The sequence below is a fragment of the Streptomyces sp. NPDC091416 genome, from assembly GCF_044756845.1.
Classification (GTDB): domain Bacteria; phylum Actinomycetota; class Actinomycetes; order Streptomycetales; family Streptomycetaceae; genus Streptomyces.
The window spans coordinates 1126143-1140948 of sequence record NZ_JBIVTU010000001.1; the positions used below are offsets into that span (position 1 = coordinate 1126143).

The 14806-nt window shown below is 72.7% G+C and carries 10 protein-coding genes; 6 read left to right on the top strand and 4 right to left on the bottom strand.

Features of this window, described 5'->3' with window-relative positions:
* Positions 1-20 precede the first annotated feature (20 nt).
* Both ACIQMX_RS05050 and ACIQMX_RS05055 read right to left on the bottom strand, forming a co-directional pair.
* Positions 21-1547, bottom strand: coding sequence for a phage tail sheath family protein (locus ACIQMX_RS05050; RefSeq protein ID WP_402474999.1), 1527 nt, complete (start codon positions 1545-1547; stop codon positions 21-23).
* Between the two features lie 580 nt (positions 1548-2127).
* Entirely contained in the window at positions 2128-3441 is a 1314-nt protein-coding gene (locus ACIQMX_RS05055; protein ID WP_402475603.1) for a hydrolytic protein, read from the bottom strand.
* 250 nt (positions 3442-3691) lie between these two features.
* On the opposite strand from ACIQMX_RS05055, the gene ACIQMX_RS05060 reads away from it, so the two are divergent.
* From ACIQMX_RS05060 to ACIQMX_RS05085, 6 genes are all read left to right on the top strand, one after another.
* Positions 3692-4423: a response regulator transcription factor gene (locus ACIQMX_RS05060; RefSeq protein WP_402475002.1), complete on the top strand. Its 732-nt coding sequence runs from the start codon at positions 3692-3694 to the stop codon at positions 4421-4423.
* A gap of 265 nt (positions 4424-4688) precedes the next feature.
* Complete coding sequence (locus tag ACIQMX_RS05065; RefSeq protein WP_402475004.1) at positions 4689-6185, top strand: DUF4157 domain-containing protein; 1497 nt, start codon at positions 4689-4691, stop codon at positions 6183-6185.
* A gap of 146 nt (positions 6186-6331) precedes the next feature.
* On the top strand, positions 6332-9541 hold the full coding sequence (locus ACIQMX_RS05070; RefSeq protein WP_402475007.1) for a hypothetical protein: 3210 nt from the start codon (positions 6332-6334) through the stop codon (positions 9539-9541).
* Positions 9538-10245: a DUF4255 domain-containing protein gene (locus ACIQMX_RS05075; RefSeq protein ID WP_402475009.1), complete on the top strand. Its 708-nt coding sequence runs from the start codon at positions 9538-9540 to the stop codon at positions 10243-10245. The genes ACIQMX_RS05070 and ACIQMX_RS05075 overlap by 4 nt, the downstream gene beginning before the upstream one ends.
* The gene (locus ACIQMX_RS05080; RefSeq protein ID WP_402475011.1) at positions 10242-12413 is read left to right on the top strand and encodes an ATP-binding protein; all 2172 of its coding nucleotides are present in this window, start codon (positions 10242-10244) and stop codon (positions 12411-12413) included. Before ACIQMX_RS05075 ends, ACIQMX_RS05080 begins: the two co-directional genes overlap by 4 nt.
* A gap of 56 nt (positions 12414-12469) precedes the next feature.
* The gene (locus ACIQMX_RS05085) at positions 12470-13060 is read left to right on the top strand and encodes a DUF1707 domain-containing protein (protein WP_363071236.1); all 591 of its coding nucleotides are present in this window, start codon (positions 12470-12472) and stop codon (positions 13058-13060) included.
* 77 nt (positions 13061-13137) lie between these two features.
* Here the strand turns inward: ACIQMX_RS05085 and ACIQMX_RS05090 are convergent, their stop codons facing one another.
* Both ACIQMX_RS05090 and ACIQMX_RS05095 read right to left on the bottom strand, forming a co-directional pair.
* Complete coding sequence (locus tag ACIQMX_RS05090; RefSeq protein WP_363071234.1) at positions 13138-13920, bottom strand: thioesterase family protein; 783 nt, start codon at positions 13918-13920, stop codon at positions 13138-13140.
* A 94-nt stretch (positions 13921-14014) separates the two neighbouring features.
* Entirely contained in the window at positions 14015-14782 is a 768-nt protein-coding gene (locus tag ACIQMX_RS05095; protein WP_363071232.1) for an SDR family oxidoreductase, read from the bottom strand.
* Positions 14783-14806: the final 24 nt, after the last annotated feature.

Consider the following 14806-nt stretch of genomic DNA (forward strand, 5'->3'; position numbering starts at 1 on the left):
CCGGGGACGGCGGGTGCGGGTCACTCGTCGACGAGGCTGGTGCTGTCGGAGAACTGCGCCAGGCGGAAGATCACGAACTCCGCGGGCTTCACCGGGGCGACGCCGATCTCGCACACGACCTGGCCGAGGTCGATGGACTCCTGCGGGTTGTTGTCCCGGTCGCACTTGACGTAGAACGCCTCCTCCGCCGTCCGGCCGAAGAGCGCGCCCCGGCGCCATTCCTCGGTGAGGAAGGCGGTGACGTTGCGCCGGATGCTCGACCAGAGGCGGTCGTCGTTCGGCTCGAAGACGACCCACTGGGTGCCCAGGAGGATGGACTCCTCCAGGTAGTTGAAGAGGCGGCGCACGTTGAGGTAGCGCCAGGCGGGGTCGGACGAGAGCGTGCGCGCGCCCCAGATGCGGATGCCGCGGCCGGGGAAGGCGCGGACACAGTTGACGCCGATCGGGTTGAGCAGGTCCTGCTCGCCCTTGCTCAGGCGCAGTTCCAGGTCCAGCGCCCCGCGGATGACCTCGTTGGCGGGCGCCTTGTGCACCCCGCGCTCGCCGTCGCTGCGCGCCCAGACACCGGCGACGTGGCCGCTGGGCGGGATCAGGGTCTGCTGGCCGGTGGCCGGGTCGAGGACCTTGAGCCAGGGGTAGTACACGGTCGCGTAGCGCGAGTCGTATCCGGCGTCGTCGTTGCGCCAGGTGCGCACGCGCTGGGCGTTCATCCCGGGCGGGGTGTCCAGGACGGCGACCCGGTCGCCCATCTGCTCGCAGTGCGCGATGAGGGCCAACTGCACGGCCCTGACGCCCTCGTCGTCAATGTCGCCGCGACGGTGGGCACTCATCAGGTCCGGGACCGCGACCATGGTGATCTCGTCGATCGCCTCCAGGGCCGCGATGCCCGTACGGGCCGACGCGTCGCCCACGTACTCGCTCGGACCGGGCCGGACGGTGCCCCCGGCGGCCGGGGCGGCGGGCGAGAGGGAGAGGCTCTGGTTCTCGGGGCGCGACTGCGCCGTACCGGGCTGTTCGGTGACCTCGACGAGCTTGGACTGACGGGCCTGGGTGACCAGGTAGCCCTTGACGTTCTTGCGTACGGAGGTGTCGTACGTCTCCACCGTCTTGCCGCCCTGCCGTACCAGCAGCCGGAAGCGGTCCTCCGGAGGGTTCTCGCCCTCGGGGTCGGCGACCTCGATGGAGAGGCCGTCGCCGGCGCCCGGCCGGGCGGAGAACAGGAAGCCGCCGAGGGCGACGGGCGGGACCGCCGCGGGCGCGGAGCCCTGCGGCGCGTCCTCGGCCGGGCCGCCGATGCGCACGATGTACGCCGCGCCGCCGCCGTTGCTGAAGTAGCCGTGGACGGCGAGCGTCAGGTAGGTGTCGGGCGTGAAGGTGCCGAAGGCCGATACGTACTGGTCCCAGCTCGTCACCAGCGTGGGCCGGTGGAAGGGGCCCGTCTCCGCGAACCCGACGAAGGCGGCGACCGCGGTGCCGACTCCCTCGATGGGCCGTGCTCCGGACTGCACCTCCTCCACGTATACACCTGGGGTGAGGTACGACGGCATGCTCGCTCCTTCGGCTGGTCAGTCGTTCGCGTGTTCAGTCTTGCCCGGGGGTGTCTGCGGGATGTAGGCCTCAAAGTCCTGGCCCCGGGGCAGGGCGGCTGCCTTCCCGGGCACCCCGGACGCCCGCGGAGGCCGCGGAGGACCCGGGAGGCAAGCGGAAGCCCCGGGAGGAGATCCCGGAAGGCGACGCTTCTCACATTCCGCGACCGAAATATTTCGCCCGGAATCCTGTGTCCGCACCTGCGTCGCGAGGGTTGGTTTCAGCCAGAAACTAGCGGCCTCCGGGGCCCGAACCGGGCATATTCCCCCGGCCGTTCAGGGCCTCGGAGATCCCGGTCCGCTCCGGTGAGCAGGGGATCCGCGGTCCGAGCGGATGCCGGCACCGGCAAAGGCCCGGGAATCGACGGCCGAAGGACCGTCAACCTCCGGCCGGGGAACGCCCATTCCCTTCGGTTCCCGATCCGGAAGGATGTGTTCAGGGCCACACCCCGGCGCGCCGCCATGGCGAGGTTTTCGCTGGCAGGGACCCTGTTTGTTCACGCTCCCGGAACGGAAGGGCAGGAATCCGGCGCTATCGTTCCTACGGCGTGAAATCGCTCAGCACACCACTGACATTGAGTACTTGGTGGCACTTGGAGGCCTGCTTACCGGTCGCCGGAGTCCCGGGTTTGGAACAGGTCACCGAAACGGTGACCTTGTCATTCTGTTGGATCCGGATGGGGGTGACCCAGTGATAGTCCTGGTTGCGGAACGTCTCCAGAGCAATGGTGGTGATCTTCCGCTCACCGAAGGAGATGGTCAGCACCCCTTCGTCTCCCTGGAAGTTCGCCACCACGATGTCGGTGACGCCGAAGACCTTTCCTACCGGAACCGGATAGGTGCCGTCCTTCTCGGTTCCGGCGTCCGTCTGCACGTCGATGGTCTGGGAGCTCTGCTGGGCGTTGGCCCCGCCGCCGCCCGTCGAACCCGAGCCGCCCGTACCGCCGCCCGTGCCGTCCGTCCCCGTTCCGGCGCTCTCCCCCTGCTTCTGGCCCTGCCCGCCGGCCGGGTCGCCGCCGCCCGTGGCGCCACCGGTCGCCGCACCGCCCTGCGGCCGCTCCTTGTTCTCCTCCTGGGCCGCCGCGGCCCCCGCCTCCTTCGCGGTGGAGCGGACGGCGGGACGCACCAGCGCGAACCACGCCACCAGCAGGGCGAGCAGAGCCGCGAGCACGATCAGCAACCACTTGGGCAGCAGCGGGAGTTGCGCGAACTCACCGGGCAGGGGCTCCGGCCGGCCGGGCCGGTCGTCCTCCTGCTCGGCCCCCGCCTGCGCGCCCTGGCCCTCCGCGACCCGGACCTCGAACGGCCAGGTGGCCGGGGCGCCGAACCAGATCAGCTTCCGGGCCCGCACCCGCAGGCCCGACTCGGCGGACTCGCCCGGCTTCAGGCTCAGACGCTCCGGTGTGAAGGCGAGGCGGAGTTCCTCGCCCTCCTGCTTACCGGTCAGTACGACGTCGACGGGAGCGTTCCCACGGTTCTGCACCGAGGCCCGGAACCGGGCGCCCAGCCAGCCGCGGCGCCGGCCCGGCTCCAGCCTCGCCCGCAGTTCGCGGAACGGCTCGACCACCACCGTCGCCTCGGGAACGGCCACCGATTCGGGATGCTCCGCCGGCAGGACGCGTACACCCAGCGGGACTTCGCCCGCCGCGACCTCATGGGACCGGGGCGGCGCGAGCCGCACCGTCACGGTCTCGGAGGTGCCCGGGTAGAGGGAGACCCGCGCCGGTTCGACCGTCGTCCACGCCGCACAGTCGCCGACCACGTCGAGGGTGTACGCCTCGACGATGTCGCCGTCGTTGCGCACGGTCAGCGTGGTCGTCGCCTCGGCGCCGGGCGACACCGTCACCGTGGATATGTCGAATTCGGCAGATGTGGTCACCCTGCGACGTTAGGCCGCGCCCCGCTCCCCGCAGCAGAGGCGGGAGGGCAACGTGCGGGCAGGGCCGGTGCCCCGGCGGAACACCCGCGCCGTCTCCTCGCACCCTGCCCGCGTGCCAGGTCTCCCGGTCCGTGCCCGGGAGGAACGTGCACGACAACCGACTTACCGGAAACCGGCACCACCACCTATCGGGGAACTCGCGGAAGTAGCTGAGGAAGACGAGCACATGACCATGATCACGAAAGAAGTGACGCCGACCGTGCCGGGGGCCGGCCGCAGCCGCGGCCCCTCCGTGCCGGAGCAGCGCACGGAGGGCACGCAGGCGTCGCCCCGGGGGGGCAGGGTCTCCGTGGCCGTGTACGCGGAGGACCTGATCCTGCAGACCGGCATGGTGCACCAGTTGCGCATGCGGCCGGAGATAGAGCTGATATCCGAAGAGGAGGCCGACCGGGCCCAGGTCTCCTTAGTAGTGGTGGACATGGTGAACGAGCCCACCGTCCAGCTCCTGCACCGCCTCCAGCGCAACACCGCCACCCGCACCGGGCTCGTCGTCGGCTTCTTCGAGACGGGGGCGCTGCAGACCCTGATCGAGTACGGGGTCGCCGCCGTGCTGCGGCGCGGCGAGGCCGACCAGGACCGGCTCGTCCATCTGGTCACGGCGATCGCGAAGGGCGAAGGAGTCCTGCCGGGCGACCTGCTCGGGAAGCTCCTCGACCACGTCAGCAGCCTTCACCGCACGGTCCTGGACCCCCGGGGGCTCTCGCTCTCCACCCTCACGGCACGGGAGGCGGAGATGATCAGGCTGGTGTCGGAGGGCTACGGCACCGCGGAGATCGCCCAGAAGACCTCGTACTCCGAACGGACCGTCAAGAACGTGCTCCACGAGGTGGCGGCCCGGCTCGAACTGCGCAACCGGGCCCACGCGGTGGGCTACGCCATGCGGCACGGCCTCATCTGAGGGCCGCTCGCCGGGGGAGCTCCCCGGGGGAGGAGTCCCCGGGAGTCCCCGGCAACGGGCCCCGGGGGCAACGGGCGTTGCCCCCGCGGGGCCCCGTGCTCCGCGGGGCGGGCCGCACCGGGTTCCACGACCGCGGGCGGCCGTCCCGCGGGGACCCGAAGGGCAGCGTTCTGTGCACCCGTCGCCCTTCACCGCCCCGCCCCCGCCGGGGTATCCAGGAACAGGTGTCCGATCGGCCCGCAGAGAGCAGAGAGGCGTGCTCCCCATGCGTACGCACAACCCCGGCAAGTCGCCCGAGGCCGGCGAGGCGCGCGGTCCGGTACGCCCGGCCGTGACGGCTCCGGCGACGAGCGCCGCGAGCCCGCCCTCCCCCGTACGGCTCGCCCTGCTGCGCGGCGCCGGCAACGCCGACGTCGTCCAGATGCTGCGGCAGTCGGGACACCCCGGTACGCACGCGGCCGAGCCCCCGCTGCACGGTGCCGGCGAAGCCCACGTGCGGCCCGGGCAGGCTCCGGTGCAGCGTTCCGCCGTGCCCGAGGTGCTGCGCTCCGGCGGCCGGCCCCTGGACGAGGCCACCCGCGCCGACATGGAGTCCCGCCTGGGCGCGGACTTCTCCGCGGTCCGCGTCCACGACGACGCCGCCGCCCGGCGCTCGGCCGCCGAGATCGGGGCCCGCGCCTACACCTCCGGCGACCACGTGGTGATCGGCGACGGCGGAGGCGACCGGCACACGCTCGCCCATGAGCTCACCCACGTCATCCAGCAGCGCCGGGGACCGGTCGCCGGGACGGACGACGGCAGCGGGCTGCGGGTCTCCGACCCCGCCGACCGCTTCGAGCGCGAGGCCGAGGCGAACGCGCGCCGGGCCCTGTCCGGCCGGGCCGCCGTCCCGCAGGCGCCCGGGCCGGACACGGCACAGCGCTCCGTGCGGGCCGGGGCCGTACAGCGCGTGGTCCAGGATCCGGAGAACATCCAGGACGTCTGGACCCACAGGTACTGGCAGGAGCAGGCCGGGGACCGCCCCGCCGTGGCTCCCAAGGCGTCGGGGTCGAGACGGGAACTCCCCGCGGTCCTCAAGGGCGTGGCGAAGAAGCTCCTGAAGGACCTGCGCAACACGGGCCCGCAGGAGAAGGAGCTGCGGCTCTTCCGCACGATGACCGTCGAGGAGGCCGACGCGATCATGGAGTGGAAGGGCGCCGGCAAGCACCGGGGCACCGAGGCGTGGCTGGAAAGCCATCAGGACCGCAGCGAATCGGAGATCACCCAGGACTTCCACCGGGACAAGAACCTTCCCGGATCCACCGTCGGGGCCATGCCGGTCAAGAAGCACCTCGGCGACATGGACCAGGCCTACGAGTACTACCGGCGCAACCACGACCAGCACGTCGAGACGGGACCCAAGGCCGCGAACGGCAGGGTCCTCGGCGGTCCGGCGACCCGCGTCATCGAGTTCACGCTCAAGCCCGGCGCCCACCGGAAGCTGTTCACTCCGGAGTACATGGCCCTGTCCGGGAACACCGGCACCCCCGACTCCCTGCGCAGGATCCACGGCGAGAACAGCCCGTTCGAGTCGGGTTCGGGCGGCGAGGGCAACCTCACCGGGCGCATCGGCGTGAAGCTGGAGAGCCACGGCGACTTCAGTCTCAGCCTCGGATCGGAGACCGAGGCGACCCAGGTGCTGTTCCAGCTGTTCGTCAAGGACGTCCAGGATGTGACGTCGAGGGCCAGTCACCGGTGGAACAACGAGACGGATGCGTATTAGGCCGTGTCCGCGTGGTCGCGTCAGGGACCACGGCCGGAAAGGGCACCGGGTCTTCCCCCACGCCGGGTACTCCGGCCCCTGTCCGCCGTCCCCCGCACGCGCGATGCTCGAGCTGGAGAACCATCGACCAGACTGTGAGGTGGACCGTGGGCGGTCCTGCTGGCCCGGCACGCCGTTCCCGGTTGCGCCGGCTGAGCGGTGTCGTGGTGTTGCTGGCCCCGCTGCTGGTGGCGGGTTCCGTGTCCGTCCCGCAGGGCGCCACACCGGCGGCCGCAGCCTCGGACGCGGCGCCTGCGGACACCGGAAGGATCGCCTTCGCCGGTACCGGACACCGAAGTCTCGGGACTCGTTCCTCCGAGACGGCCAGCGCGGACCTGTTCGGCTCCGGTCCCGCCCACTACGACCAGGACGCGTTCGGACGCGGCGGCGCGCTGGTCTTCACGAGCCTGCGCGACGAGGCGAAGCCCCAGGTGTACCTGCGCGGGGCGGACGGCTCCGTACGCCGGCTCACCACCGGCTACGACGCCGCACATCCCGAACTCTCCGCCGACGGGCTGACCGTGGTGTTCGACTCGGCCGGACCGGGGGCCGGGGAGGCGTCGCAGCGTGACCTCTGGTCGATCGGCGTCGACGGCATTGGGGAACCGCAGCGGCTGACGGACACACCCGCGAACGAGACCCACCCGACGCTCTCGCCGGACGGCACCCGCATCGCGTACGCGAGCGACGGCGGCCCGGAGCGGGGCACGCAGATCTACGAACGGGACGTGTCCGGCGGGACGGTGACCTGCCTCAGCGATCCGGCGGAGGGCGACGCGAGCGAGCCGGAGTGGAACCCGGTGAAGGACGCCGCCCACCGGAACCTCCTCGTGTACACCCTGCACCAGGAACCCGAGTCGGGCACCGACACCGGCAACCGGCTGCGGGTCACCAACGGCCCGGGCACCCGACGCCCGCTGCTGACCGGCGACTTCGCCGGCTGGGGCACCCGCTCGGCCGCCTGGCTTCCGGACGGGAACGGCCTGGTCTTCCTCAGCCCCAACACGGACTGCGGATGCTCCGTCTACGACCACGTGTACCGGGCCGGCTCGCTCGACGACCCCGTTCCCGCGATGGAGCTCTCCGAGGACCGGAAGGTGGAGTCGCCGGCCGTGCTCGTGCAGGCGGGGACCTGGACGGTGGTCGTCACCCGCAGGACCACCGTCGAACCGGACCTCGTCACGCTCCAGGACATGCGGCAGGACGGCTCCGACCCCCGGGACCTCCGGCTCGACGTGTTGCGCGAGGACCCGAAGGCCCTGACCAACACCAGCAACGACCCCGCCGTCGATCCGCTGTTCCACCCTTCCGAGGGCTTCGATCCCTGGACCGAGCGGCAGACCTACACACCGGACGGCCGGCACATCGCCGTGACCCGTTTCGAGGACGTCGGCGGCGTGCGGGTCCAGCGGATCTGGCTGGCCGACACCGACGGGACGCACGCGGCGGCGATGGACCTGGACGAGCGGGGGCCCGGCGACTGGGACACCGACCCCTCCTTCTCGCCGGACGGTACGAAGATGGCGTTCACCCGGACCTCTCCGGGAGGCGTCGGTGACGCGGCGGGCCCCAGCCAGGTACTGATCGCCGACGTCGCCACGCAGAAGATCATCGACAGGGTGGTGCCGCCGGCGGGAGAGGTGGACGGCGCCGACGCCCAGCCCGCCTGGTCCTCGGACGGCAAGACCCTCGCCTTCACGCGCAACCAGGTGATCCGGGGCCTCGGCGGGATCAAGCACGTCTGGACCGCACCGGTGGGCGATCTCGACCAGCAGCAGGACCTCAGCGGCTTCGGCTGCCCCGGCGAGTGCAAGGTGATCGACGACAGCCCCGCGTTCTCCCCCGACGGCAGGTCCGTCGCCTTCAACCGCAAGGACCGCGCCGATCAGATCAACCACCGGGCGAGCGTCGTCGTCATCGCGCCCGACGGCTCCGGCTGCCGGGTCGTGCTGCCGTCCGATCGGCGCGAGGACCCCGCGGCGTGCGGCGAGCAGATCCCGGACGTCATGGCGACCGGGCCCTACCAGCCGCGTGACGTGGCCTGGTCACCGGACGCCCGGCGGCTGGTGCTGAGCCACCGCCGGGACATCGCGCCGAACTCGCCCGAGCAGCTGTCCGAACTCGACCTCGCCACCGGCACGCTGACCGCGCTGACCGCGAAGCTTCCGGGCCGCCAGAAGGAGCCCGCCTTCCAGCAGTCGGTCGACCTGACCCTGACCGCACCGCCCGTCGCGCCTTCCGTGGAGGAGGGTTCCCCGGTGACGTTGACGGTCACCGTCACCAACCGCGGCCCGGCCCCGTCCCCCGGCACCACGTTCGTCGCCGACGTCCCGCCGGGCGTACGCCTGGAGCAGCTCACCACTCCGGCCGGTCCCTGCGCCGCCGGTTCGCCGAGCTGTGATCTCGGTGTGCTCGCGCCCGGCGACAAGGTGGAGGTCACCGCGGAGCTGACGGGCGTGACGACGGGTCCCTGGCAGATCGGCTGGTCCGTCGGCGGAGCCGTCGTCGATCAGAACCCCACGGACAACGCCACCGGGACCGACGTCCGGGTCCGCGACGTCCCCCAGCTGCCCGACCCGACGCCCTCGGCGCCCACGCCGGCCCCGCCGCACACCTCTCCGCCCGCCCAGCAGCCCCCCGCGCAGCCGCCCGTCCCGCTGCCGCCCGAGCCCGAGGCGGGCCCCGGCGTCGTCGTGCGGGCCCAGCCCAGCCCCGGGTACGTGGGCGGCCGGGTCGTGGTGACGTACACCGTGCGCAACGGGAAGAACGCGCTCGCCACCGGCCTGCGGCTCCGTCTCGGGCTGCCCGCGGGCATTCCGGTGGCCACCCTCCCGGCCGGCTGCGCCAACGGGGTCTGCGCGCTTCCCGACCTGGCGCCGGGCGCGTCGTCCGTCCTGCGGGTGGTGCTCGCGCCGGACCGGGCGCTGCGGGCCCGCGTCACCGGGACGCTGACCACGACCGGCACCGACGCCGACCGCGGCGACAACGTCTCCCGGATCCCGCTGCGCATCCTCCAGCCGCGCATCGTCTCGGTGCCCGAGGTCGGCAAGCCGGGGTTCGTCACGTCCGTGCGCGGCAAGGACTTCCCGCCCGGCGTTCCGGTGAAGCTCACCTGGAAGCCGGGGATCACGGCGACCGCGCCGCCGGCCCGCCCGGGCGGTGACGGCACGTTCATCGCGCAGTTGCTGATCCTGGTGAAGGACCGCACGGGGCCACGCACCATCACCGCGTCCGGTCCGGGTTTCAGCCCGGTCACCACCGAGTTCCTGGTGGTCAGCGGCACCATCGTCCCGCCGGACGAGGTGGGACGCAGGTGATCCACGAAGTCGACGAGGGACTGCGGCTGTTGCTGGTCGACGCCGGTCTCCAGGAGAGCGGCGTCGACCTGGTCTTCGACGCCCCGACCAAGGACTGGTCCGCGCGGCGCAACGCCCCCACGGTCAGCGTCTTCCTCTACGGCATCCGTGAGGACGCCACCCGCCGCCGTACCGGTACGAGCGAGGAGTACGACGACGAGGGCGTGGTCACGGGGCGGCGCACCCCGCCGCGCTGGTTCGAGCTGACCTATCTGCTGACGGCGTGGACCAACCGCCCGCAGGACGAACACCGCTTGCTCTCCGAGGTGTTGCGCTGCCTGATCCGTACGGACGTCCTGCCCGCCCGGATGCTCACGGGCAGCCTGGCGGAGCTCGGGATGACGGTGGAGATGGAGGCGGCGTCGGCGGGTTCCGGCGACCGGCCCTCCACCGTTGACGTGTGGTCCGCGCTCGGCGGAGAACTCAAGGCCGCGATCGACCTGCGGGTGTGGGCGCCGCTCGGCGGAGAAGTGGTGGCCGCGGGTCCGCCGGTCACCGAGGGCCTGCTGGTCCGCACGGTGCCCGGGGCCGACGGCGGGGCGACGGAACCGGGGCGGCGGCTGCGCTACGACGGGGCGGCCGAGCCCCGCGGGCAGGGCTTCGCCGCGGAACGTGAACGGCAGCTCCCGCCGGGCCGGCGCAGGCGAGGAGGTCCGGTCCGTTGACCACGGCGTACCGGGCCCCGGCCGTCCCGGAGCAGGGCGGCACCCCGCAGACGGACATCGAGGAACTCTGGGCCCGGCTGGGTGACATCGAGCGGCGGGTACGGCAGGCGGTCGCGCTGCGCCAGGAGACCGACCCGGAACCGAACGACCCGTACCGGGGGCAGTATCTGACCCCCGCGGCGGCCGAGCGCATCCTGGACTCCCGCGACGCGTTCCTGCCGGTCCCTGCCTACGGCCCCGACGCCGGGACGGCCTCCGTGGCCTCCGCCGCCTCCTCGTCCTCGCCTGCTTCCTCCGACTCCCCGGCCGGGGGCCGGATCGCCGCTCTCGCGCGGCGTTTCGGACTGGTCGCGCCGGACCTCGATCTGCTGCTGGTGGCGATGGCCCCGGACATCGACGCGCGGTTCGAGCGGCTGTACGGCTACCTCAACGACGACCTCACCCGGCGGCGCGCGACGACCGGCCTGGCCCTCGAACTCTGCGGACTGCCCGCCGCGGGTCCCGGCCGCTTCCGCTTCGCCCCGTCCGCCCCGCTGGTCGCGTCCGGCCTGGTGGAGGTACTGGAGGCCGAACGCCCGCTGCTCTCGCGGGTACTGCGCGTACCGGACCGGGTCACCGCCCATCTGCTCGGCGACGACACGGTGGACGGCAGGCTGCACGGCCTCGTCCGCCTCGCCGGACCGCAGGAGGAACCGGACCCGTGTCCGACGACGCTGCGGGTCGCGGCGGCGCTGGGCACCGGCAGCGGCCTGGTGCATCTGCTGGACCGGGGCGGCGACCCCGGCCGGCTCGCGGCGGACGCCCTCCTCACGGCCGGGCTCCGCCCGCTGGTGGTGGACGCCGCCGCGCTGGCCGCCGCCCCGGAGCCGGTACGGACCGCGCGGATCCTGGCGACCGAGGCACGGCTGGCCGGTGGCGGTCTCGTCCTCGGGCCGCTGGAGACGCTCGTCCCCGAACAGCCCAAGGGCGCCGCCCTGATCGACGGGCTCTGCGAGGCGGTCGGCGGCGGCTCCCCGCTGGTCATGTACGGGAAGAAGCACTGGGACCCGCTGTGGGCCGCCGAGAGCCCCGTGGCGGTCCCGGTCCCGCCTCCGGACCCGGCGGACGCGGCACGGCGGTGGCGCCGGGCGCTCACCGGCGCCGGAGCCCGGGCGGGCCTCGCCGCCGGCACGGCGGCGGCCGACGCGCGCCTCGTCGACGCCACCCGCGCCTACCGCCTCGACTCCGGCCAGATCCGCAGGGCCGCCGCCGTCGCCACCCGGCTGGCCGGGCTGGAGGGACGCCCCGTGGAGGCCCGGGACCTGCGCACCGCCGTCCGGGCCCAGAACGGGGCGGGGCTGGCACGGCTCGCCCGCCGCATCGAGCCGACGGTCGGCTGGGACGACCTCGTGCTGCCCGCGTCGACCCGCCGCCAGCTGTCCGACCTGGCGCTGCGCGCACGCCATCGCGAGCAGGTGCTCGGCCGGTGGCGCATGCGGCCGGGAGGCGGCCGGGGCCGCGGCATCGTCGCGCTGTTCGCCGGCGAGTCCGGGACGGGCAAGACCATGTCGGCGGAGGTGGTCGCGGCGGATCTGGGCATGGAGCTCTACGTCGTGGACCTGTCCTCCGTGGTGGACAAGTACATCGGCGAGACCGAGAAGAACCTGGAGCGGATCTTCGTCGAGGCGTCGGACGTCAACGCGGTGCTGCTGTTCGACGAGGCCGACGCCGTCTTCGGGAAGCGCTCGCAGGTCAAGGACGCCCAGGACCGGCACGCCAACGTGGAGTCGGCCTACCTCCTCCAGCGGATCGAGTCCTTCGACGGCATCGCCGTACTCACCACCAATCTGCGGGCCAACCTCGACGAGGCGTTCACCCGCCGCCTCGACGTGGTCGCCGACTTCCCCGTACCGGACGCGGAGCAGCGCCTCGCCCTGTGGGAACGCTGTCTGGGCACGGAGATACCCCGCGCCCCGGACCTCGACCTGCGGACCTGCGCGGAGCGCTTCGAGCTGGCGGGCGGCTCCATCCGTGCCTGCGCGGTCACCGCCGCCTACCAGGCCGCGGAGTCGGGCCGTCCCCTGGACACGGACCAGCTCGTCTCGGCCGTACTCGCCGAGTACCGCAAGCTCGGACGGCTGGTCCTGGACAGTGAGTTCGGCCCGTGGCTGGAGCGCACCCGGCGCTGAGCGGTGCCGGACCGCGAGCTCTGGACTCGTCCCACGGCGTCCGTATCATCGCCTGCATGACTGCTGAACCCTCCCGGTCCGCCGGCCGTATGCGCGCCTCCGACGCCGATCGCGAAGCGGTCGTGGAACAGCTGCGGGAGGCGGCGGCCGAGGGGCGCATCGATCTCGAGGAGCTGGACTCCCGGCTCGGGCTGGCCCTCTCGGCCAAGACCCGTGGCGAACTCGTACCGCTCACCGACGACCTGGGACCGGCCGAGCCCGAACCGGGCGAGCCGATGACCGTGAAGGGCGGCGTCCAAGGGGCCGAGAGGACCGGCCGCTGGAAGGTGCCACCGCGGATTCTCGCTCACGGCGGCCTGGGCGGCGTACGCCTCGACTTCAGCCGGGCCGAGTGCCGGCTGCGCGAAGTAGAGGTGGACGTGAACGCGGGCATGGCCAAGGTGGTGCTCGTGGTCCCGGTGGGCTGGACGGCGGACACGGACGCGGTGGATCTCTCGTTCGGCCGCCTGAAGAACAAGACCTCGGGCGAGCGCGTGCCCGGCACCCCGATACTGCGGATCACAGGCACCTGCGGCATGGGAAGGGTCCAGATCCGGCACCCCAACTTCCGGGAACGCCGCAAGCAGCGACAGGAGTTGTCGCGCTGAGTCCGGTGGTACGCAGCGCTGCACCGGCCGGACGGTGAGGATCCGCCCGGCCGCGCCGAGTCCGGTCGTGCGTCGCGCTACACCGGCCGGACGGTGAGGATCTGCTCGGCCCGGCCGACGGGGCCGTGGATGTCGTGCAGGACGGTGCTGGTGATGCCCTGGCCCGTGGGGCCGAAGACGACCGTGGTGTCCAGCCCCGTCCAGTCGCCCTCGGGCCGGCGGTGCAGATGGATGGTCAGGTCGACGTTCGGGAACATCCAGGCGGTCGGCTGCTCGCGTACGGCGATGCCGTTGGCGGTGTCGACGAGCGCGACGTACGACGCGATCGGGCCGACGGGTTCGCCCGCGACGAGGTCGAGTGGCGTGGAGATCCAGGCGGTCGCGCGGCCCGGCAGGGGCTTCCCGAGCGGACGGACGTCGATCGAGGCGATGTAGCCGCCCGGCCAGAGCTCGCCCATGGGCCAGGGCGCGAGTCCGTCGGGAGAGGTGAGCCGGTCGTCCCCGCCACCGGCGACGGCTCCGGTGTCTCCCGCGGCGAGGCACCAGGCCCGGGCGCGGACGACGGGGCGGTCCCCGATGAGGGCGACGGCTTCGACCAGTTCGATGGTGCGGCCGGGCCGGACGGTCTCGACCCGGATCTCGCAGGTGTCGAGCGCGAGCCGGCCGAGGATGTCGAAGCTGATCCGGGACAGCAGGAGCGGCTCGCCCGGCCGGTCGGCCAGGTGCCGGTCGATGGCGTGGGTGATGAGGCCGCCGAGCGGGCTGAAGTGCACCTCGTCCGTGCTCCACGCACCGCTCGCGTGGGCGGTCGGCTTGAAGCTGTGTTCGTCGATGCGCTCGTAATAGCTGCCGGTGCTCATGCGGTGGTTCCCTCGCGGCTGTGCGGATCAAGGAACACCAGCCTGACACCGCACGGATGGCGCCCGGCGCCCGGGTCCCTCCCGCGAAGGCCGGTCACGGCAGGTCCGGGGCCCAGGCGACCCCGTTGATGTGCGACCCGCCGTCGACGAAGAGCGTGTTGCCGGTGACGTAGCGCGCGCCCTCGCCGGCGAGGAACGCGGCGACCGGGGCGATGTCCCGGTCGGGGTCACCGATCCGCCCCATGGGATTCGTGGCGTCGGCCTGCCCCTCCAGTTCGGGATGCTCGCTCATCATCCGCCGGAAGGCAGCGCTCTTGGCGCCCGGGCAGATCGCGTTGACCACGACCCCGGTGGGGGCCCACTCACGGGCGGCGGTCCGGGTCAGGGTGCGCAGGGCCTCCTTGGCGGCGTTGTACTCCAGGGTCCCCATGTGGGCGTTCACGCCGTTGAGGCTGCACATGTTGATGACCCGGCCCCATCCCCGCGCCTTCATGTGCGTGAACGCCGCCTGCATCGCCCAGAACGGCCCGTAGAAGCCGACGCCCAGTCCACGGGCCAGCATCGCGTCGGTCTTGTTCTCGACCCGGCCGACATCGCCCGCTCCCCAGGCGTTGTTGACCAGGATGTCGACGCCGCCCCATTCCCGTACGGCCGTGTCGACCATCGCCAGCACCTGCGCCCGATCACTGACGTCCGTGCGCACGAAGCGGCCGCCGATCTCCTCGGCCGTGGCGCGTCCCGTCTCCTCGTTCAGCTCCGCGACCAGGACCCTGGCTCCCTCGGCGGCGAACCGCCGGGCCACGGCGGCGCCGATTCCGTCCCCGGCGCCGGTGACGATCGCGACGCGTCCTTCGAGTGACATGCGTGTACTCCCAGCAGTCGGGGC

Excerpts from the sequence above, each read along its gene's own strand:
- ACIQMX_RS05050 (WP_402474999.1), bottom strand. The coding sequence starts at position 1,547 with ATGCCGTCGTACCTCACCCCAGGTGTATACGTGGAGGAGGTGCAGTCC.
- ACIQMX_RS05060 (WP_402475002.1), top strand. The coding sequence starts at position 3,692 with ATGACCATGATCACGAAAGAAGTGACGCCGACCGTGCCGGGGGCCGGC.
- ACIQMX_RS05065 (WP_402475004.1), top strand. The coding sequence starts at position 4,689 with ATGCGTACGCACAACCCCGGCAAGTCGCCCGAGGCCGGCGAGGCGCGC.
- ACIQMX_RS05085 (WP_363071236.1), top strand. The coding sequence starts at position 12,470 with ATGACTGCTGAACCCTCCCGGTCCGCCGGCCGTATGCGCGCCTCCGAC.
- ACIQMX_RS05090 (WP_363071234.1), bottom strand. The coding sequence starts at position 13,920 with ATGAGCACCGGCAGCTATTACGAGCGCATCGACGAACACAGCTTCAAG.
- ACIQMX_RS05095 (WP_363071232.1), bottom strand. The coding sequence starts at position 14,782 with ATGTCACTCGAAGGACGCGTCGCGATCGTCACCGGCGCCGGGGACGGA.